Consider the following 22380-nt stretch of genomic DNA (forward strand, 5'->3'; position numbering starts at 1 on the left):
AATAGTTTACTTCCATCATGAAGTTTAAAATTGCTATTCTGGGTGCCGGAAATGTAGCTTGGCACCTTGCGCCCGCATTGGAAGATGCGGGACATGTGGTTACGGAAGTTTACGCCCGAACGATCAAAAGCGCAGAACAAATCACAGATCGGGTATATGCAGGTGAGCCCAAAGATGACTTGGATTTCTCAGCCAGTGAAGCAGAAATTTTTATTATGGCTGTGAAAGATTCTGCAATTTTAGACTTGGCGGATGAGATTATTCTGCCGGAGGATAGCATTTTGGTGCATACTTCAGGTTCCGTTGGATTAGATATGTTGAATTATAGCTCTGCAACCTACACCGGTATTTTCTACCCTTTACAGTCGTTTACCAAAGGGCGGAAAATGGAATTTGGTGAAGTGCCGTTTTTGTTGGAATCTGATGATGAGGAGACACTTCAAAAACTAAAAAAATTGGCTAAAAGCCTGTCTCCACTTACGTATATTGTGCGGTCCAAGGATAGGAAAGCCATGCATATTGCAGCGGTTTTTGCCAGCAATTTCTCCAATCATATGATAAGAATCGCTGAAGAGGTGATGCGGAGACAAGGGCTGGATTTCGATATGCTGAAACCGCTGATTATTGAAACGATTTCCAAAAGCCTTCAAATGGGTGCAAAAGCAGCTCAAACAGGTCCTGCGATACGGGGAGATTATGAAACCCTAGAAGATCATCATCGGTTTTTAAATTACAACGAAGGTATTGCTGAAATCTACCGGCTGATCTCCCAGGATATTATTGATAGCTGATCAGTGCGACCAAGTTCCGAATTTTCCTGCCTCATAATCGTCGTATGCTTCTTGAATTTGGGCTTGCGTATTCATTACGAAAGGGCCTTGAGCGACCATAGACTCATTGAAGGGCAAGGCATGTCCTAAAATTATCACCGCATCTTCGGCGGCTTCAACATGGATTACATCGCCTTGATTTTCAAATTCAATCAAATTTCGACAATTGACTTCCTTGTCATTGACCTTGAGAATTCCACGAACAACATAAAAGAAAATATTTTCATCTTCAGCAACTGACTTTTCAAATTTCCCACCTGCTTCTAAGTGTATCGTGCTCATTGTGATCGGAAAATTACCTTCGAAAGCTCCTTTGCTTCCGTTCCATTCTCCAAATAGCTGCTGAATCTTTACTCTCCCACTGTCTAGTGTAAAAGTTGGGATTTTATCCTTTTGAAGGCCAACGTAACTTGGTTTCATCATTTTCTTATCTGCGGGCAGATTCAACCAAAGCTGAAGGATTTCCAGATCTCCCCCTTTCTTTTTGAACTCAGAGCTGCTTACTTCTGAGTGGATGAGGCCGCTTCCCGCAGTCATGTATTGCACTCCGCCGGGGCCAATGACAGACTCGTGACCCGATGAATCCAAGTGCATAATGTCCCCTTCCAGGATGAATGTGACAGTTTCCATTCCACGATGCGGATGTGGCCCGAAAGGCAATCCCCGGTTGTGAGCCGGATAAGTCTGGAAGCCGTGATGGTTTAAAAATATAAACGGATCTAAATGGTCAAGTGTACGTGAAGGCATCGCGCTGTAGGTCAGCAAGTCAGCTATGGGTCTATACTCTGCCTTATGTATTTTCTTGATTATTCGCATAATTTTTTCCAATTGATGTATATACATTACATGATTATCCTGAATGATGGCGGTAGCTATTTTCATTGTTTTACCGTACGGAAGACAGGTGGACGAAGGTCACTCCTCGGCCCTGGTGTGTTCAGAAGCCTATGATGCTTCTATTGCTTACTGCTAAGAAAGTGTTTTCACATAATCATTAAATGATTTTGGAGGAATTATCACTCCTTTACTCCTGAAAAATTTGGAATCCTATTTCAGTCTGAGTTCGAACAAATCTGTTCTCCGGTCTTTTAGATTTCGTACACTGCCAAATTCATTCAATTCTCTCAGGAGCGAAAGATCCACATCTGCGATCAGCGTCATCTCATTATTTGGAGTGGCCTCAGCTTTGATTCCATTGCTTGGAAAAGGGAAATCACATGGTGTGATTACCATGGATTGGGCATACTGCATGTCCATGTTGTGAACCTTAGGCAGATTTCCTACACTTCCCGCCATAGCTACATAGCATTCATTCTCAATCGCTCTCGCCATCGCACAATTTCTGACGCGGGAATAGCCATTCTGCGTATCCGTAAGGAAGGGTATAAATAGAATGTCCATGCCTTCATCGGCAAGTATTCTACTCAATTCCGGGAACTCGGCATCGTAGCAGATAAGAATCCCGATTTTGCCACAATCCGTATCAAATGCTTTTAAGATACTGCCTCCCTGCATCCCCCAGACTTTGGCCTCCAGCGGTGTGATATGAAGCTTTTCATAGGTTTCAATAGATCCGTCCCGTTTGCAGAGATAGCCTACATTATACAGTTTATCATTTTTGATTTTTGGCATGGAGCCTGTGATGATGTTGATATTGTAGGAGACGGACAGCTGTGCAAATCGCTTGACAATTTCGTCGGTATATTTTGCCAGCCCACGCACTGCCTGTGCTTCGCTTAAATGATTGAATTCTGCCATCAGTGGCGCATTGAACAGCTCGGGAAAAAGCGCAAAATCGGATCGATATCCAGATACCGCATCTATAAAATACTCTGCCTGCTGCATGAGTTCATCCAAATTATCATACAAACGCATTTGCCATTGGATCAGCCCTAAACGTACGATGGTTTTGTTGGTAGATGCCTTTTTGTTGGGTTTTTCGTAGTAAATATTATTCCACTCCAGCATTACAGCAAATTCACTAGATGCAGCATCCCCTTCGAGGTAATTCTTCATAATCCGTGCTGGATGGAAGTCATTCGCCAGTTGGAAATTCAAGACGGGGTCGTAAATCTCCTTGAGTTTTACTTTTTCCAGGTATTCTTTTGGTTCCATTTTATCCGCATACTTGTGATAATTGGGGATTCGTCCGCCAAAGACAATTCCTTTTAGATTCAGTTTTTCGCAGAGCTCCTTTCGGTAATCATATAGTCTTCGGCCCAGCCGAAGCCCTCGGAATTCAGGTTTGATAAAGACATCAATTCCATAAAGCATGTCGCCGGAATTGTTGTGATTGTCAAAAGTGAAATTTGTGGTAATGCCCTTGTATGTATGTTCACCTTCCAATTCAGCATCATTTACGATGATAGAGAGTGCACAGCCTGCCAATTGATCATTTATTTTGATAACTACCTGTCCATCAGGGAATTTATTGATTAATGTTTCAATCTGGCTTTCAGCCCAGTACGACCCGGGCATACTTCTGTATGCTTCGATCATAGCGGCTTTGAGGTCTTTATAGTCCGAGGGTTGAAGATAGGATAGCGATATGTTTTCTACTTGGGTATTGTCCATTTGTTCGGATTGGATTGGCAGGATAAGATATTTTGATTATGAAGTTTTGATTGACTAAGCTATTGAATGCCTTTTAGGCTAGGCTTAGTGTATTCAACCAAAAAATCCTTTCCGAGATGGAAAGGATTTGGAATAATGTTAATGACGGATTATTTAAGCCATGCGAGTTTTACTTCTTCAGGAGCCTTCATTCTATCCGCCAGTCTCATGTATCTGTCAGATAGTTTGACAAGGTAGTCCTGCGCTTTAGAGGCTACATCATTTAGTCCCGTCAAGCTTTCTATTTTCCAAAGACTGACTAGGTGTTCTATGATTCTCGCATAGTCCCAGCCGGTATAAATCCCGACTTTCTGGGTAATCGCTGAGAATTGGGTAAATAAAGAAGGATTGGATCCGCCTTCTCCCATCAATACAGCAGGCATCACTATTTGCTTTCTCATAAGCTTCTCAAAAGCGATGATTGCTCCATTCGGATCAATTTCGAATATGGCAGACATAAAGCTTTTGTAGGCCTTTTCATGTCTAGCCTCATCACCTGCAATCTGCTTACAGATTCTTCCCAATACAGAATCTCCTGCAATGTCAGCAAGCTTTCCTGTATTGACGTGAGAGATTTTTGTGGCTCTTTCCTGAAACGAAGTGTAAACAATCGCCTGATAAGGATCGCCTCCGGAATTAGGGTCAAATCCATTCATCAGCAATCTATGGATTGTTTGTTCTACGGCTTTCATGTCCACTCTTCCCGTCATGTAGAGGTACTTGTTGAGAAGATCACCATGACGGTTTTCCTCAGCAGTCCACGATTTAGACCACCTTACCCAGCCGGAAGGCGAAAGCAGATTTCTCTCAGGATTGATTCCTTCTAAAAGATTGAAGTAGGTCTGATAACTTGGAAGAGCTTCTTCAGTGATCATATTACCTACAAGAGAGGTCAATACTGTGTCAGGGATGCCTTCAGATCTTTTTTGGAGGAATTTAATTTCATCGTGAATATCAGGATTTCCAAAATCAGGCAGGAAATCTGAGGGTTGCCAGCACTTATCTGGATCCACTAGGATATTGTCTACAGCTTCGCCTACAAGACCATCCAATTGGGAGATAACCTCTATATTTTTTTCTAGTTCGTAATTTATTTCTCCTGATTTCATCATGGATAAATTTAGGTCCGAATTAAGAATAACTCGGTTCGGTTTTGAATTAGGACAAATTTACTCACAAATGGACTAATTCCTGATAGAAAGTGCCTATCAATGATTTGGAATTCCATAAGTAACCCACATACAAAACATTAACTGGGCCAGTCAAGGGGTGAGATGTGTGTTTTTTTATGCTTTGCTCATGTTAGCCTTAGGCTAGGTAGAAATTCCTTAGGGCACTTACTCTATAAGTATAAGCGAATTTAAGCTCTCAGGGTTCATCAAACTTTTAAAAGCCAGGAAAGAAGGCTTTTAAAAGAGCTTGGAATAACTTACTAATAATCTAGTTTGTATGCTACTACTTTGTTTTTGAAGAAAGTTGGAACCAATACAACGTTGTCTTCAGGAATGAATCCGATGTCAGCTGTGTTTGACTCCATGTCTTTTGTATCCAGCATTAAAGTTTCTTCTTCGCCATTGACAAAGTAAATCTCTCCAGCCCATCGGGAAGCAATGTATTTGCCATCGGCCAAGATCACCAAGCCATCACCGCCAGTGACAGTTTTATTCACAATTTCAGAACTACCATCAGCATTAAGGATCTTCAAACCTGATTTGTCCAGCCCATAGATTGCTCCATCATTTCCGATGGCAATGCCGTTGATTGATTCATGTCCCTCAGTGACGGTGGATATTTTACCTGCATCAAGTAGGTGGACTTTACCTGTATTCATGTCTGTGAAATATACTTTACCATCATCGGTTGCCAGATCGTTTAAGAAACCGGCTCCTTCGACAGGGTATTTGTTACTGATTTTGCCTGATTCTAGATTTACTTCTATAAGCTGATCAATGTCGGTAACGTACAAGCTTCCGTTGGCGATGCCCATGCCTTTCGGCGCATTGAGGCCAGTTACCCATTCTTGAGTAACTATGTTTCCCTCCTTGTCGATTATTGAGATTGATCCTTTCCCATCTTTTCCTCTGGGGTCACCTTCGATGTTGGATACATATATTTTTCCTGAAGCTGCATCATACAGCACTGATTCGTTGGTGGTCAGCGTGGTGTCGGTTTCCCAAATTTTGGTTAGGGTTGGGGTTTTTACTTCTTGCACTACTGTTTCTTCGGTAGTTTCTTTGGTTTCTTTTGGGCTACATTGTGCGAAAAGTAACGCTGATGATATGCCTAGAATGGTGGTTTTTAGCGTAATGTTCATGAGTTCGAATTTTGGTTTTCAATGGTTGATTTTTTATCCAAGAAGGATTTTGATTGCTGGTCGGTTAGTTCCTCTTCAGGGTGAGAAGTTACAACAAAAGAACTTTTGTGTCAAAGATATTAGAAAGAGCCTAGTTCTGCCAGAGCCAAAAATAAAGAGTTTAGCTAAGGTCTGTTTTTGATCTGTTTTTAGTATATGGATGATTCATGGTGTGTTTTTTATGGATTAAGATATTTATTCAAATAAAATGGTTTTTGTATTGTGTGAAATGGGGTGAAATTCTGCAGAAAAGTCCATTGATGGATTATTGTGTCATCCAATAGTAAAAACCCCGTATCTTAGAAATTATTCTAACCGACCAACTTATGAGAAAATATTTAAACGTTGTAGTACTGTCCGTTCTGGCTCTGGCATGTACGGCTAAAGAACAAGAGGAAGCTATTGATTATACTGCACTTTCTGATGAAGAGCGTTTGGAAGCAGCTACCGAAATTGCCCATGAAACTATCATGGTAGATGGGCACGTGGATTTGCCATACCGGATGAAAGTAGGGGGATTTACTCTTCAGCGTGAAGTGTTGGATGTTTCGGTGCGCACTCCTGATGGCAACTTTGACTTTCCAAGAGCGAAGGAAGGTGGGCTGGATGCTCCATTTATGTCGATTTATATTCCGGCAGGTCTTCAGCAGACCCCAGGTTCCTCAAAAGCTCTGGCAGATTCTTTAATACTGATGACGGAGCGGTTGGCAGAGACATTTCCGGATAAATTTGCGATGGCCTATAGTCCGGCTGATATAGAAGCTAATTTTGATGCAGGCAAAGTCTCCCTTCCCATGGGGATGGAAAATGGATCTGCTCTTGAAGACGATATTGCGAATGTGGCGTATTTTCATGGACGAGGCATACGATACATTACACTTACCCATGGAAAAGCGAATTTGATCGGTGACAGTAGCTATGATACTGTTAGATTATACAATGGACTGAGCGAATATGGTGAGCAGGTGGTTGCTGAGATGAACCGGGTAGGGATTATGGTTGATCTTTCGCATGTTTCGGATGATACGTTTAAAGATGCATTGGCTATTACCAAAGTGCCGGTCATCGCTTCCCATTCTTCTGTCAGGAAGTTTACACCGGGTTTTGAGCGTAATATGAGTGATGAATTGATTCAGGCTATGGCTAAAAATGGAGGTGTGATGATGATCAATTTCGGTGGGTCTTTTATAGATTCTGCCTACTCGGCCGGTACTGATAAAGTGCGGGAGCATTTGGTAAACTACATGGCAGAGAATAACTTGAGCCGTCGTGATTCTGTATTTCAAGCTTATGCTGCTGAATATGCGGCGGCAAACAATCCTTTTCCTACGGTACATCGGGTTGCAGACCACATCGATTATGTCAAAAATCTGGTAGGGATAGATTATATAGGATTGGGTTCTGATTTTGATGGGGTGGGAGACTCTTTGCCCACTGGGTTGAAGGATGTTTCTATGTTTCCAAATTTGATTGCAGAGCTTCTAAAGAGGGGATACACCAGAGATGATATAGAAAAGATATGTTATAAAAATGTGTTTAGAGTCTGGAACGCTGTGGAGGATTATGCGGCTAGCCAACAGTAACTTTGATTACTTACTGTAACTTATAAACCCTGTTTCTCGACTGAAGCAGGGTTTTACTTTTTAAACCCTATTTGCTTTCGCTTTCCCAGATTTGGCTTCAAAAGCTCTTCCATCATCTGATAGATGTGATTAATGTGTTCGTTTTGATTGGATTCAGCATCTTGCAATGCTTGAATTTTGTCCTGCAATTCTGAATAATTTAAAGCCCATTCTCGAATCTTTACGAAAATCCGGATAATGGAGATATTTACTTGGATAGCACGCGGACTATTGAGAACTGATGAGAGCATCGCTACTCCTTGCTCTGTAAACACGTACGGTAAACTACGACGGCCTCCCCAACTTGAGGTCGCAATTTGCGACCTCAAGTTTTCCCATTCTTCTGAAGAAAGCTGGAACATGAAGTCCTCAGGAAATCGATCAATACTTCTTTTGACTTGCTCATTGAGACGCTTCGTCTCCACACCATACATTTCTGCCAAATCACTATCCAGCATAACTTTTTGTTGGCGGATTTTGTGGATGAGCTGGAGAACCTGCTCTTCGTTTAAAAGTTCGTTCATAGATGTGGTTATTATAAAAAGTGTAAATCTAATATAGGAAAATCCGGAATTTTAAACATTCATAATGTCGTGAAATGACCGTACCTCGAATAAAATCCCGTCAAATTTTCCGTATTCTGCTTTGAATGCCCTGTTTTTCAGCCATTTTGACCGAAAAAAGTAATTGGAAGTAGGTTTGATAATACAGAGTGAGAAATGAAGGTGCGCTAAAGAGAATCTTAGAACCTCAACCTGTAAATTTAGATACCACTAATAACCCAACTATATGGACTTCAAACAATTCACAATAAAATCTCAGGAGGCCATCCAAAAGGCTTTAGAGTTGGCAACATCGGCAGGACAGCCGAATATTGAGCCGGTACATTTGCTCAAAGGACTCCTTTCGGAAGATGAGAATGTAACCGAATTTTTATTTAAAAAATTCGGTACGGGCAAGCAGTTGATCACCCAAAAAGTGGATGAGCAATTGGCTAAATTGCCTAAAGTAAGTGGTGGCCAGCAGCCTTACCTTTCCAATTATTCCAATCAGGTGCTGATCAAAGCCAAGGATTATCTCAAAACCTTTGGTGATGAGTACGTAGCAATTGAGCATCTGTTGCTTGCTATTCTGGCAAATGCAGATGTTGCGGGAAAAATTTTAAAAGATCAGGGGATTTCCGAGAAGCCTTTGATCGAAGCTATCAAAGAACTTAGAAAAGGAAATAAAGTGACTGATCCAAATGCAGAAAGCAAATATCAGGCATTGGAGAAATACTCCAAAAACCTGAATGAAATGGCCAAGAAGGGGAAGATTGACCCAGTGATAGGCCGTGATGAAGAGATTAGGAGAGTACTTCAAATCTTGGCCCGTAGAACCAAGAACAATCCGATTCTACTTGGTGAACCAGGTGTGGGTAAGACTGCTATCGTCGAAGGACTTGCCCAGCGGATAGTGTCCGGTGATGTGCCCGAAAATCTTAAATCCAAGACATTGATTTCTCTGGATATGGGGTTGCTTGTCGCAGGAGCCAAGTATAAAGGGGAGTTTGAGGAGCGGTTAAAAGCCGTGATCAAAGAAGTCACGGATGCAGAGGGAGAGATTATTCTTTTCATCGATGAGATTCACACACTCATTGGAGCCGGTGGGGGCGGTGAAGGAGCCATGGATGCGGCCAATTTGTTAAAGCCTGCTTTGGCTAGAGGAGAGCTCCATGCAATAGGAGCGACCACCCTTAAGGAATACCAGAAATACATTGAGAAAGACAAGGCACTGGAGCGTAGATTCCAGTCTGTAATCGTGGATGAGCCGGATGCTGCAGACGCGATCTCTATTCTTAGGGGGATTAAGGATAAATACGAATTGCACCATGGTGTACGAATTAAGGATGATGCGGTTATTGCAGCAGTAGAGCTTTCGCAGCGGTATATTTCTGATCGTTTTTTACCGGATAAGGCAATTGACTTGATGGATGAAGCTGCGGCTAAATTGAGAATGGAGATTGATTCATTGCCACAGGAGTTGGATGAGCTAAACCGTAGAATCATGCAGTTGGAGATCGAGCGGGAAGCAATTCGCAGAGAGAAAAATAAGGACAAGGAAACTGTTCTAAGCAAAGAACTGGCTGAGTTGGCAGAAAAGCGGGACAGCGTAAAAGCCAAATGGGAAAGTGAGAAAGCCGTGATCACCGGAATACAGCGTGAGAAAGAGCGTATTGATAATTATAAGCTGGAAGCTGAACAGGCTGAAAGAGCCGGTGACTTTGGTAAAGTAGCAGAGATCCGTTATGGTAAAATAGGCGAGGCTGAGCAGAGGTTGGAGTCTTTCAAATCTCAATTGGCAGAGATGCAGGCCGGTTCACCATTGCTGAAAGAGGAAGTAGACCAGGAGGATATTGCTGCGGTAGTGTCCAAGTGGACAGGTATCCCGATGAATAAAATGATTCAATCTGAGCGGGAAAAGTTACTGCATCTGGAAGATGAGCTTGGAAGGAGAGTAGCTGGCCAAAAAGAGGCGATTACAGCGTTGTCCGATGCTGTCCGCAGAAGTCGAGCTGGGCTGCAAGATCCGAAGCGTCCGATCGGTAGCTTTATCTTTATGGGGACTACCGGCGTAGGTAAGACTGAGCTTGCGAAAGCATTGGCGGAATATCTCTTCAATGATGAAAACGCTATGGTGCGGATCGATATGTCTGAATACCAAGAAAGACATGCCGTCAGCCGGCTGGTGGGAGCGCCTCCGGGCTACGTGGGCTACGATGAAGGAGGGCAATTGACTGAGGCGGTTCGAAGAAAACCCTATTCAGTGATTTTGCTGGATGAGATTGAAAAAGCACATCCTGATGTGTTCAACATTCTCTTGCAAGTCTTGGACGATGGTCGATTGACTGATAATAAAGGACGTGTGGCGAACTTCAAGAATACCATCATCATTCTGACAACCAATATAGGTTCACATTTGATTCAGGAGCGGTTTGCTGAAATAGAAGAATGGAATAAAGATGAGATTTTGGAAAAGACAAAAACAGAAGTTTATGAGCTCTTGAAAAAATCGGTACGTCCTGAATTCCTGAATAGAATAGATGAAACCATCATGTTTGAACCGCTTAATAAGCATACCATCCGCAAGATAGTGGACATCCAATGGAGAGAAATTCAGCATAGACTATCTGAATCAGGTATAGAAATCGAAGCCACTAAAGAAGTGCTGGACTACTTGGGTGAAGTTGGTTTTGATGCTAACTTCGGCGCAAGACCCCTGAAGAGAACCATGCAGCGATTGGTGCTGAATGAGTTGTCCAAGCAAATATTATCCAGCTATATCAAAAATGACTCTGCAGTGTTGGTGGACCTGGATGCGGATAATCATGTGTATTTCAAAAATGTGGAAACTGCTGAGTTGTAAGCAGTAGTCTACTCAACTATTCAAAACCCTTGAGGCCAGTAAGGCTTCAAGGGTTTTTTTTGGATGATTATCCCCCGATCCAATCCAGGTAATTCACCGGATGAATAACTTCATAGCTCGCTTCAGGATAAGCTTTTGCCCAAGCCGCCGGCGCTTTGGGAGGTTTGTTGGGTTGGTATTTGAATTCAAAAGCACGTAGCAAATCTCCCTCTTCTTCTACCCAGTCGATTTCCTGCTGATCGTATGTCCTCCAGAAATAGTTAGTGCAGTGCATTTGACTATAATTCTGAAATTTCCTCCGTTCTACCGCCAAGTAATTTTCCCATAGATCTCCCACGTCTGCCCGCATATTCAAGCGGTTGAAATTTTGGATGATGGCATTTCGGACACCGTTATCATAGAAGTACCAACGGCTGTTCTTCACGATTTCTTTGCGGAGATTTCTGCTGTATCCGCCGATCTTGAACACCACGAATACTTTGGACAGCAGATCCAAATAGCGCTCTACCGTATTTTTTGACATTCCCAGTTGCTTGCCGAGTTCTTCCAGAGAAACCTCTTTTCCCACTTGAAAAGCTATCAGCCGAAGCAATGAGTAGAGTTTGTCGGAATTTTTCACCCCATCGACCATCAGAATATCTTTCAAAAGATAGTCGTTCATGATCTGGTAGAGGTAATCTTCCTTGTCCTTCCAGTCGGGATAGCGCGTGAGTTCCGGATAGCCTCCGAAAATCAGGCGTTCTTCACGGTTTTCCAATGTGGTTTTGAAATCTTCTATTTTCGCAAATTCCATCTGTGCCAGTGGATAAAGAAATAAGGTGTTCTTTCTGCCTACCAAAGGCTCTCCCACCTGCTGGTGCATATCAAATGAAGAGGAACCGGTAGCGATCACTTGTATCCCATCGATACTATCCACTATTAGTTTGAGAATGAGTCCGATGTCCGGAATATGCTGCGCCTCGTCGATGACTAACAAGTTTTTGCCGGCCAGCAATCTGCTATAATTGGCCACTGACCTTTCCTGCAAGAGCGCTGCATCCAACACATCTTCTCCATTGAGGATCAGGCTTTGTTGCGGATCGACATCCTTGGTAAATTGCCGTACAAGCGCAGTTTTCCCAGACCTTCTCGGGCCAAGGATCATCAATACCTTGTTTGGCTTGAGTTTGCGATGGAAATTGGCTTGTAAAGCTCTCGGGATATTTTGCACTGTCTATCGGATTGAAATACAGTGCAATGTATAATTTTTTACTTGATTTTAATATATAACTGACTCAATTAATGTAAATTCCGTCAGCTTACTGATGAAATTAATGTAAATACCGTCAGTTTATTGTCTTAATTAATGTAAATATCGTCAGTTCTTATTTTTATTAAATTTGATCTGTCCAAGATCCTTCGGGAGTTTGGATGTTTTGACATCCGCCTTAATATTTGTGGAATCTGAATAAGTGGTCACTAAAGTGACGATTTATAGATATTTAGTTCAAAGTAGCTATTAATATCAGCGGCGGTTCCAGTGCCCGTTCTCTTAATTAAAATCACAGCTCTCAGAATTGGTTTTTTGATTTGCTAACTGCTCGCCCTCTTCCTATTGGTTCGTTAGATAAAGAGTTGCAGAATGGAATAAAAGTTTTGGGCAAAATTGCAGATCGAAAATGGACAAAAAAAGCAGTTAGAGTGATCACTCCAGCTGCTTTTGTAATACCTAAGAAAGTTAACGGTGTCGATTTAAATGCAATCTTTAGTCCGTTTCTTTTTGAAGTGTAATTTTACCCAGCTCTTTTGGGAGCTTGTTTGTGTTCACCACCATTTCTATGGATTCGTAGTCAACCATAGAGATTTTTAGAGTTACATTTTCTTCTTTGAAGTATTGCAAGTCCATGGTGAAAACTCCATTTATATCTGTTACGGTTCCAGTAGTTGTATCCTTGACAAGGATGACCGCACCCGGAATGGGTTTCCTTTCTGGGGTAAGGATAAGTCCTTTTACAGTTTTATCAGCTATAAGTTGTCCCGCATCAGGAGCAGCAGTGAGCTTTGAAATGGAAAATGCTATTCCTCCAATGAATAAGCAAATGGCTGTAAGAAAACCAACTCTTAGCTTCCTTTGGTAGCGTTTGTGGGAATTGTCCAATGTGTTTTTCATAATACTACTAAATTTTAATAGTAAGAAAAACAAAATAGTTCATAAATCCTAATCTTCTGATAGTTAATTGACTGGCGTATGTTTCATCAGGTAGTTTGTCAGCAGAGTGTATAAATGCAAGCTCGTTCCAGCACCTTCATAAATCCCATGGGAACGGTTAGGATAAGGCATCATCTGGAATTGTTTATTGTGTTTGATCAATTCGTTCATTAGCATTTCAGCTCCTTGATAGTGCACATTGTCATCGCCGGTGCCATGTACGATCAATAGATTTCCTTCTAGGTTTTTAGCATAAGTGATCGGTGATCCGTTTATGAAATCTTCCATGTTTTCTTGAGGTAGGCCCATGTATCTTTCTTGGTAGATATTATCATAAATCAGTTGATTCGATACTGCGGCAACGGACATACCCGTTTGATAGATTTCAGGGAATTTAAACATCAGGTTTAGTGTCATGGAGCCTCCGCCGCTCCATCCCCAAACTGCAACCCGGCTTTCATCCAGATAGGGAAGCTTCAGTAGTTCTTTGGCAGCCAGCCCTTGATCTTGGGCATTGATTACTCCGATTTTTCTATAGATGCTTTTTCTCCAATCGCTCCCTTTCAAAGTTGGTGTGCCCCGATTGTCCATATCAATGATGAAATAACCTTTTTGCGCCAGCATAATATTGTAAAGTCCAACCTGAGTATCCGTAGCTACAGTGCTCCAAGGCTCCCCATAGACGTGGAAGAGCACGGGGTATTTTTTAGATTCATCAAAATCAATTGGATAGATCACTCTCACATCCATTGTCACTCCTTCGGAAGTGGTCACTGTTGTGAATTTAATATCGGGAGTTTTGAGTGATGCCAGTTTTTGCTTGTACACTTTATTTTCAACCAGGGATTTTATGGTTTCATGCTTTGGCAAAGAAATCAATCGCGTAGTAAGTGGAATAGCGGTACTTTGATGATTATGTACAGCGATTTGACCATTGGGAGCAATGTCATAGGTATTTACTCCTTCAAAAGTTTCCGGTGTTACTCTTCTGAGTTTTCCCTTGCCTGCCAAATCAATAGCGTACAAATAACGTTGGGTGGCATTGTCAGGAGAGGCAATAAAATAGATTTCTTTTTCGGTCACAGCTCCAAATGAAGCAACATCAAATTCACCTGGCGTGACCAACGTTTTCCGTCCCGTAGCTATTTCGACTTTATAGATATGTCTCCAGCCATCATTCTCTGTCATTCTGAGAAAAGCTTTTCCTTTATCGACGAGAGGTAAACTATTGTCGCTCCAGCCATATCGGGATAGATCAGGATAAGCCAAATCCACCCAGGTTTCTTCCGTTTCTTCATAGATTTCTTTCAGCTCTTCATTGGAAGGTTTGTAGGTCCATACGGTAAGCTTATTCTGTTTACGATTCATTTGCTGAATCAAGAGTAAATCAGCATTGATCCACTGCATACCGGGAAGATAATTTTCTTTTTCTCCACCCGGAATCGGTATCCACTTAGTCTGTTGCGAAACCATATCAATCAGGCCGATTTTGGCTCCCGCAGGTTCCTGACCCACTTTTGGGTATTGTAAAGGAATCGGACGGGAATAAACCGAGTCGGTATTGTTGATCATGTAAAAAGTGCCGATCCTAGATGCGTCGATCTGCCAAAAAGCAAGGTACGCGGCATCGGGACTCCAGGAAAACCCATCTCTTTTCCCAAACTCTTCTTCGTAAGCCCAGTCAAAGGTTCCATTGATGAGCTTGCCTGTACCATCATTGGTAAGCTGTGTGATTTCACCTGTAGTAAAGTTTTGTATGTACAGATTGAATTGATGCACGTAGGCTACGTATTTATTATCGGCCGAAAATTTTGCAAACATAAGGGAGGAAGGCTCAAATTCGTTTCCCAGTTGTTTTAACTGCTTTGTTTCTAAATCATAAACCCAGTAATCTCCTTTTGTATTTGACCTCCAAACACGGCTGGAATTGGTAAAAATCAGGACTTTTGATCCGTCATCTGATAGCGTGAATGATTCAATTGCAATAGATTTTTCAGCGTTTTGCAAAGCTTCTTTAGGGACAAAAACACTTTTCTCCAAATTTTTGCTATCCCATCTTACCAGCTCATTTCCATTATCCACAGTCACATAGGCAGCCCCATTTTCAATCCATTGGATTGGTTGGAGCCTTTCTTGTGCAAACTCTCCCGAGCTGTAGATTCTGTCGAGGGTAAGGAGTTCGGAGCTTTGGGCAGATAATTCACCAATTGCGAAAAATGCCAAAAAGATAAAAATTGACTTTTTAAATGAGCGGTTCATGAGAATGGAATTAGCTTTCTGTACTGCTAAAGTAAAATTATATCTCCTAAATGGGATGAAAGGGCTAATATTTGAGCGCAATCCATCAATCGAGAGGGAGAGTGGTCTCTATACATTCCACCAATAGGTAAACTTCAGTACCAGCGAGCGGTTTTTGGTGTAAAATGGAGCGGGAAGATAATTGTCGGTGTAAACTAAAAACAGGTCTGAAGCGGGTTTGAATCGCCACTGGAAGCGGGTATTTAGATTGATGTTTTCAATTTGCTCATTATACTGGACAAATGCGGTGAAAAATAGGGTATTTGTCATGGTGACATCTATTCTGGGACCGATCAACCAAAAGCTTGTAGTATTCCACGGTTCAGGTAAATGAATGGCATTATAGCCTGCATTCATCGTAATGCTCACATAGGGCTGGAACCTATAGCCAAGCTCAGCTATCAAATTATAGCGCTCGCCGTCCGCATAGTATCCGCCTAAGCGCATAGAAAAAGCATAAGTTAAGACACTTTGCGGTTTAGAGGCGTATTCAGCCCCCATCGCATACCATTGATGAGCTGTACCCGCTGCCAGAGTATCTCCACTATAATTTGTTGGGTCAAAGGGATGTTGTAGCTTTACATAATCTGTACTCGTCCATAGCATAAACGTGCTTTGACTTCTCCACTTTAGATTATATGCTAGAAATGTAGTGTTGTCTGTTTGTTCTCCCCTTTTATTGAAAAAGAATGTTGTGCCAAAATCCGGCCCATGGCTCAAGATTTTTTCACTTTTCGGAAACCAGCGATAGCCTGCCCCTGGGCTGATTTTGTAAAACCCTGTTCTCGGCACATAGCCCACTTCTGCGGTGTAATTTTCAGACACATATTCATGCTGCCAGTTCCATGAGAGATTCCCTGCAGTGTACTTCAAATTGGCGGCATGGACAAAGCCATTGCCAATATTATTCGGCCCAAAACTCTGTAGAACCATTGCTTTGCCGGTCCAAAGGTTGTTCGAAGAGGCTAGGTTGTACTCTAATCCTACATTGCGGTTGAATTGGGAATAAATCGGAGCTTCGACAGTCGGATCCGGATTATAGTTTAGCGATTGCTTATTGATGAAAATCCCGGATATATTGGATCTTGCTCCAACTTGTCGTTGAAGTGCCAAAACTGTAAAATTTTGGGAAGGCAACTTATCTTCTTCCACTTGGCCGGTTTGCATATTCATGGCACCGATTCTCCAGCTCTTGTTGATTTTTCCGCTTAGTCTAGCACCAAACTGAATTGGAGCATTTAATCCGATTCTTCTGGAGAAAAATGGGCGGATCGTGCTGTATCCAAAATTTGCAAACAAGTCACCATTTTCCAGAAAGAATTGGCGTCGTTCTGGGAAAAACAATTCAAACCGATCTAGGTTGGTGACTTGTCGATCGACTTCTACTTGTGAGAAATCAGGATTAACAGTAAGATCCAAGTTGAGCGAGGAAGTCAAGCCGATTTTTGCATCCATTCCTATCTCCTTTCGGTATTCTGCCTCACCTCCTGATGACACTTCCTTACTTACTCCTCCCAAAGCGTAAGGAATCACGGAGATATTTGCCCCCGTCTGGGGAGGAGCTTCGTCCCAAACAAGTATTCCAGTGTAAGCGAGAGAGGCTGATGGGAATTGACGTGGAACTGGGGCCCATCCTGATTTTTCAGTAGTTTTCAGGTCAAGGCGGGAAAAATTGATTCCCCATTCTGTAATTCCTTTTTTGTAACGGATGGATTTGAATGGGATTTTTGCTTCAAAAACCCATTTGTCATCATAATTGGTGACTTTGGAACTCCATTTATTATCCCAACTGAGATCCACACTTCCGCCATTGTACATGATTCCGTCCCACTGTGCACCGGCCGCATTGGCACCAAAGGAAAACCCATTTGTCTGATCATCAAATGGATCCATGAAGAGTAGGAAGTTGTCATTCTTGCCAAAGTTGAAATCCCGCCGAAGTGATTCAACCATATAAGGGCCTTCGACGGCATGAAAATTCTCTACCAAGAGGTATAGATTTTCATCATCATAAGTCATTCTCACATCAGTTCTTACCTGAGCAAAGCTCGTGTCCATCGGCGTGATCATAAAGAAATCTTTGGCCACTTCCGCATCCAACCACGCTTGCTCATCCAAAGCTCCGTCAATCAGGATTTCAGAGGAGGCTTTCTGAATATGTAGTCGATAGGAATTGTTGATTTTCTGTGCTGAAAGTATCGTCGTGTTGGCCATTCCCAACAGCAAAAGAAGAATCAGATTACGCATGGGGGCATACTTATAATGCTGATAAGGGTTTATTCTCGAAATATTAAGTAATTTTTTTATAAGCTACAGCTAAGTTAATGAAAAAAATAAATAAACTTTTATTGCTTTAATCTATAGCTTAAGGTCAAAATAAACTGCCTCCTCTGGTATTGGAAATCTCCCTCGGCATAAAAATTGGATCCTTCACTGATGTACCTGTTTCTTCTCGAATTGAAAATGTCGGTAGCATTAAAAACTAAGGAGCCTCTATCCTGTAGGATATTTTTACTTGCGGAAAAATCCATAAAGAAAATCCCCTTTCTAACCCCCTGTACTGTTTTTTGTCTAGCTTCGTAATTTGCGCGAAGCTGTAGGTCAAGTCCTTGTGTCAATGTAAATCTGGAGGTCTGTCGAAAAAGCCAAGAATAAGTTTTGGTTTCATATCCATTCTGAATATTAGTTCCATCGATATCAGCATGGAAGAAATTCGCATTGAAGTCCAATTTCCACCAAGGGAATAGTTGATAGTCGCTGCTGAGTTCCACACCAAATGAATTTTCTCCATTCAGATTGAAAGGTAATGTGGTAGAATTTCCATCTTGGTCCACATCGCGTAGCCGTTCGATTTTGTCATTTGTGCTCCGGTAATAAACTGTGGTGAAAAGAGTTCCCTTGTCAAAATACTTGATGTGGCCCAGCTCAAAAGAATTGGTGTACTCGGGATTTAAGTCGGGGTTTCCACTGAAGAAATTCCGCGCATCCGAAAGTGTTACATAAGGGCTTAAATCATTATAAACCGGCCGTCGTACTCTGCGACTGTAGCTGATTTGAAAGGCATTTTCTTTTGAAATATTGTAGGTCAGATGGGCACTGGGAAAGAGATCTGTATATTTTCTGGGATTTACCTCCATGGTTTTTTCCAATGTAGTTTCTACATCTGTATATTCTATTCTAAGCCCGCCTTGATAGCTCCATTTGTTAGTGCTATTTCCAATGATACCATAGGCTGCGAGAATGTTTTCATCGTATAGAAAAATATTGTCCAGACCGGGAATAGGCTCAAGACTTCCACTTTCATTTGCTTGCTGCACAAGGTAGTCGTTCTTCATTTCCCTAAAACTTGTCCGAAACCCACTCTCGAATTTTCCTTCTTTGCCAAATGGTTGGACATAATCAAGCATAGCAAGGTATTGATTTTCGTATTCATCGTTCAGGGAAGTTTGGAGTACCGATGAGCCTGCGATTGGGTTCCCTTGAGGTGTGTACCCGTCTTGGGTAAATAGTTGATCGGAATTTTCCCAATAATTCAAATAAGTCAGTGTTCCTGTCAGTTCATGTCCTTTGCGGTCGAAGGTTTTCTTGTAGTTCATAGAAATTTCCGAGTTGGGTTCCTCTTCCGTTTCATCCTGTTTCCGTAGCGTATAACTCTGGAGATTGCCCAAAGTATTCCAAGAGTCTTCGTAGCGAATGTCTGTAATTCTGTGAGCATCGCTTCTTCTCCACAGGTAGGAGAGTGTGAGTATACTGCTTTCGCTGAAGTAATAATCCAAGCCACCCCTAATATTGTTGTTAAGGCTTTTTACCAATCCTTTATTTCTTTGGTTTAAGATGAAAGTAGTGTCTTCTCCGTACGTTTCCTGATATAACTCTCCCACATTTGGGGCTCGGCGATGGGTAAGGCTGTAATTGATAAACCAATTAATCCTTTTGTGTCTGTAATTAAGGTTTGCTGTGAAGCCCAGATTGGTAGGAGAGCCGCCGACCAATTCGAATGAACCATTAAATCCTTGGTTATTATCCTTTTTTAGAATAATATTAATTACCCCTGCCATCCCTTCGGCTTCGTAGCGTGCAGAGGGATTAGTGATGACTTCCACCCGCTCAATCATATTGGCAGGCAACTGACGCAGGCCGGCACTGCCTTTGAAGCTCACCAACCCGGAGGGTTTCCCATCAATGAGTATTCGGACATTGTCCGAACCCCTTAAGCGTACATTTCCTTCCGGATCTACCGCAATGGAAGGAAGACTCATCAGGATATCGCTTGCATTGCCTCCGGCATTTGCCAGGTCCTTTCCCACATTGAAAATTCGCTTGTCTAATGAGAGCTCCATAATGGTTTTTTCGCCCTGAACAATTACTTCATCAAGGTTTTCAGCAGTGGTTTTCATATGGATTTGTCCCAAGTCCTGTAAGGATGAATTTCCGGAAATTGTAAACAAACCAGTTTTAAAAGGCTCGTAACCCATGAATTCAACAGACGCATAATATTCTCCAATGGAAATGTCCACTTGAAACTTGCCGCTGTCATCTGAAAGCCCTCCGGAAATAAGACTGTCTGCTGTATTATAAATGCCAATTGAGGCATAGGGCAGCGGGGTGCTTGAACCTTCTTCGAGGACGACCCCCGTAATTTTGATATTGGATTCTTGCTGTGAGAAAGCAGGAGGGCAAAAAAGGATACTCAGTATAATCGAAATTGTAATTTTTCGAAATGGTAAATGGTAATAAGTGGACATTAGATGTCTGGTTAGGTATAGGTTTGGGTTAATATAGTTCCAAATCAAATCATGTCTTCATTTAGAATCATGAAAATATATTTCGATTTTTTAGGAAAATCAGCATAAAAATGACCAAAGGTGTATTTTGAAGGACAGACTGATTAAAGCTTACAGTTTAGTTCCGGTGCCTATTTTCTTTTTAAAAGATTAGAGACAGTTCTTCCGATCCAGTCCAACCTCTCAATAGGTCCAATCAATGAGCCATGTATCATGTCCATCACTGGCATTGCACCGTTTTTTGGTTGATTAGGGTAGATTAGAATAAAGCTGTGGTTTTTGAGCCACATGTTGATCAGATGAGGGATTTGCCTCATTTTTGGGTGATAAGATGTTTCACCGGGACGGCTGAGCACCATAATAATGTTGTCATCAGGTTTGAGTAAAATGTCTAGTTTGTCCAGTTCTTCCCAAGTGGGGAAAGGGCGGAAATCAACGCGTATAGGGTGTCTTTGGAGAATTTCCAAGAGAGATGTCCTTGTTTCTTCTCCTGTGTAAAAAATCATCCTGGCTCCTGAATTTCTGGCAATATTCCAGACTTTGACCAACCAAAATGGGAAGCCCAGTTCCTTCTCCGTATTTGGAGGAATGAATACCAAATGTCGTTTATGTGTGTCAAATGGTTGGTACGGCTTGTAAATAAAAGTAGTTGTCGCGCATTTGCTGAGTAGTCCTTCAGTCAGATCTCCAAGAAAACTATCATCCATCCCACGCTTTTCGTGGAGTCCAAGAACTAGATCAGTAATTTTATTTTCACGAATCACACTGGAAATCCCATGCTCCACATTGGTATCGTAGCGCAATAGTTCATATAGGAAATGATCGGTAGACCCTGCCACTTTGCTAGCCTGATTCAATGTTTTTTGAGCTTTCATCTCAGCTCCTGTATCCTCCGTTTCCGGGTTGATGATACTTAATGCATACAGTCCTGTTTTTTTCTGTGGCGACTTCAGCATCATACTCAGATGAATGAGTTCGTCTGAAGTTTCTTGATTTCGGACGGGGATCAGTATACGCTCTGCAATATCTTCACTCTTCTCTTCATTAAGTGGAGACTCGGACATGGCAATTCGTTTGGCTCCTTTCTGGGCTTCTAGAGAAGCAATGGTACAAGTCACCAGAATCATGACAATGGTGCCATTCAGTACATATTCTGAAAGCAGTCTCATAGGCTCTCCACTTGCATCTGTGCCAATGATCGTATTGAAGCCGACCAACACAGCAGCCAAAGTGGCGGCGGCCTGTGCATTGCTCAGGCCGAACATGATCTTGCGTTCATCTTTTGTAAAGCCAAAGGTTTTTTGGGTAGCCAAAGCAGCAAGATACTTAGCAGTAGTCGCTACGAGTGTCATTACTATCGCCACAATAATTGTTTCCTTGCTTTGGAAAAATGCACGAAAATCGACCAACATACCAACTCCAATCAGAAAAAAAGGGATGAAAATCGCATTACCTACAAATTCTATCCTGTTCATCAGCGGAGACGTATGTGAGATCAATGGATTTACTGCTAGTCCGACCATAAATGCTCCAATAATAGCCTCGACTCCAGCCCATTCTGCCAAAGCAGCTCCTGCAAAAACCAATACTAATACAAATATGTATTGAGACACGTTGCCCTCATATTTCTTAAAAAACCAGCGTCCAATTTGCGGAAGGACAAACCAAACTATGATGACAAATAGAGAAAGTGAGAGTCCGAGCTTAGTCCAGAAAGCTGCATTAACTTCTCCGTGGGCCATACCGACTATAATTGCCAATACCAATAAAGCTAGGGTATCAGTGATTAAAGTTCCTCCTACAGTAATGTTCACTGCCCTGTTTTTTGCAATACCCATTTTTGAAATCATTGGATAGGCGATAAGCGTGTGTGAAGCAAACATACTGGCAAGTAAAATCGAAGTTGCCCAGCCAAAATCCAACAGGTACAAACCCGCTAAAATCCCCAATCCCATAGGAATCAAGAATGTGAACATTCCGAAAACAAAGCTCTTTTTACTGTTCTTCCTGAAGTCAACAAGGTCTATTTCGAGCCCGGCCAGAAACATGATATAAAGCAACCCTGCAGTTCCCGAAAGAATAATGCCGCCGTCTCTTTCGATCATGTCTAATCCATTAGGGCCTACTATTGCTCCCGCTATAATCAGCCCGAGTAAAGGAGGGATTTTTATACGGTTAAGTAAAAGTGGAGCTAGAAGAATGATGAGTAAAATCACCAGAAACTTGAGTACTGGATTGGTAATGGGTAGCTCAATGGAAAAAATTGAGAACGGTATCATAAAGTCTG

Annotated in this window: 14 protein-coding genes; 3 read left to right on the forward strand and 11 right to left on the reverse strand. The window is 42.0% G+C overall.

Going from position 1 to position 22380, the window contains the following annotated elements; translation table 11 throughout:
* Positions 1 to 17 precede the first annotated feature (17 nt).
* Complete coding sequence (locus ID165_RS24955) at positions 18 to 791, forward strand: Rossmann-like and DUF2520 domain-containing protein (protein ID WP_192348102.1); 774 nt, start codon at positions 18 to 20, stop codon at positions 789 to 791.
* On the opposite strand, the gene ID165_RS24960 is transcribed toward ID165_RS24955, so the two are convergent.
* From ID165_RS24960 to ID165_RS24975, 4 genes are all read right to left on the reverse strand, one after another.
* Positions 792 to 1646 carry a pirin family protein gene (locus ID165_RS24960; RefSeq protein WP_192351760.1) on the reverse strand — a complete coding sequence of 285 codons (855 nt, stop codon included), beginning with the start codon at positions 1644 to 1646 and terminating at the stop codon, positions 792 to 794.
* Between the two features lie 231 nt (positions 1647 to 1877).
* Positions 1878 to 3404: a carbon-nitrogen hydrolase family protein gene (locus ID165_RS24965; RefSeq protein WP_192348103.1), complete on the reverse strand. Its 1527-nt coding sequence runs from the start codon at positions 3402 to 3404 to the stop codon at positions 1878 to 1880.
* A 149-nt stretch (positions 3405 to 3553) separates the two neighbouring features.
* Positions 3554 to 4555 (reverse strand): acyl-ACP desaturase, encoded by a 1002-nt coding sequence (locus ID165_RS24970; RefSeq protein ID WP_192348104.1) that lies wholly within the window; start codon positions 4553 to 4555, stop codon positions 3554 to 3556.
* Between the two features lie 320 nt (positions 4556 to 4875).
* On the reverse strand, positions 4876 to 5757 hold the full coding sequence (locus ID165_RS24975) for an SMP-30/gluconolactonase/LRE family protein (protein ID WP_192348105.1): 882 nt from the start codon (positions 5755 to 5757) through the stop codon (positions 4876 to 4878).
* Positions 5758 to 6122: 365 nt separating this feature from the next.
* On the opposite strand from ID165_RS24975, the gene ID165_RS24980 reads away from it, so the two are divergent.
* The gene (locus ID165_RS24980; RefSeq protein ID WP_192348106.1) at positions 6123 to 7379 is read left to right on the forward strand and encodes a dipeptidase; all 1257 of its coding nucleotides are present in this window, start codon (positions 6123 to 6125) and stop codon (positions 7377 to 7379) included.
* 53 nt (positions 7380 to 7432) lie between these two features.
* On the opposite strand, the gene ID165_RS24985 is transcribed toward ID165_RS24980, so the two are convergent.
* Positions 7433 to 7942 (reverse strand): ORF6N domain-containing protein, encoded by a 510-nt coding sequence (locus ID165_RS24985; protein WP_192348107.1) that lies wholly within the window; start codon positions 7940 to 7942, stop codon positions 7433 to 7435.
* 265 nt (positions 7943 to 8207) lie between these two features.
* On the opposite strand from ID165_RS24985, the gene clpB reads away from it, so the two are divergent.
* The gene (gene clpB, locus ID165_RS24990) at positions 8208 to 10823 is read left to right on the forward strand and encodes an ATP-dependent chaperone ClpB (protein WP_192348108.1); all 2616 of its coding nucleotides are present in this window, start codon (positions 8208 to 8210) and stop codon (positions 10821 to 10823) included.
* A gap of 67 nt (positions 10824 to 10890) precedes the next feature.
* Here the strand turns inward: clpB and ID165_RS24995 are convergent, their stop codons facing one another.
* From ID165_RS24995 to ID165_RS25020, 6 genes are all read right to left on the reverse strand, one after another.
* Entirely contained in the window at positions 10891 to 12033 is a 1143-nt protein-coding gene (locus tag ID165_RS24995; protein WP_225586891.1) for an ATP-binding protein, read from the reverse strand.
* 534 nt (positions 12034 to 12567) lie between these two features.
* The gene (locus ID165_RS25000; RefSeq protein ID WP_192348109.1) at positions 12568 to 12972 is read right to left on the reverse strand and encodes a carboxypeptidase-like regulatory domain-containing protein; all 405 of its coding nucleotides are present in this window, start codon (positions 12970 to 12972) and stop codon (positions 12568 to 12570) included.
* Positions 12973 to 13035: 63 nt separating this feature from the next.
* A complete protein-coding gene (locus ID165_RS25005) occupies positions 13036 to 15270 on the reverse strand; it encodes a DPP IV N-terminal domain-containing protein (protein WP_192348110.1) in 2235 nt (744 codons plus the stop codon).
* A gap of 108 nt (positions 15271 to 15378) precedes the next feature.
* Positions 15379 to 17556 (reverse strand): DUF5916 domain-containing protein, encoded by a 2178-nt coding sequence (locus tag ID165_RS25010; protein WP_192348111.1) that lies wholly within the window; start codon positions 17554 to 17556, stop codon positions 15379 to 15381.
* Between the two features lie 98 nt (positions 17557 to 17654).
* Complete coding sequence (locus tag ID165_RS25015; protein ID WP_192348112.1) at positions 17655 to 20054, reverse strand: outer membrane beta-barrel family protein; 2400 nt, start codon at positions 20052 to 20054, stop codon at positions 17655 to 17657.
* 170 nt (positions 20055 to 20224) lie between these two features.
* Complete coding sequence (locus tag ID165_RS25020) at positions 20225 to 22372, reverse strand: cation:proton antiporter (protein ID WP_192348113.1); 2148 nt, start codon at positions 22370 to 22372, stop codon at positions 20225 to 20227.
* Between the last annotated feature and the right edge of the window lie 8 nt (positions 22373 to 22380).

Origin of the sequence: Algoriphagus sp. Y33 (assembly GCF_014838715.1) — a bacterium.
Lineage (GTDB): Bacteria > Bacteroidota > Bacteroidia > Cytophagales > Cyclobacteriaceae > Algoriphagus.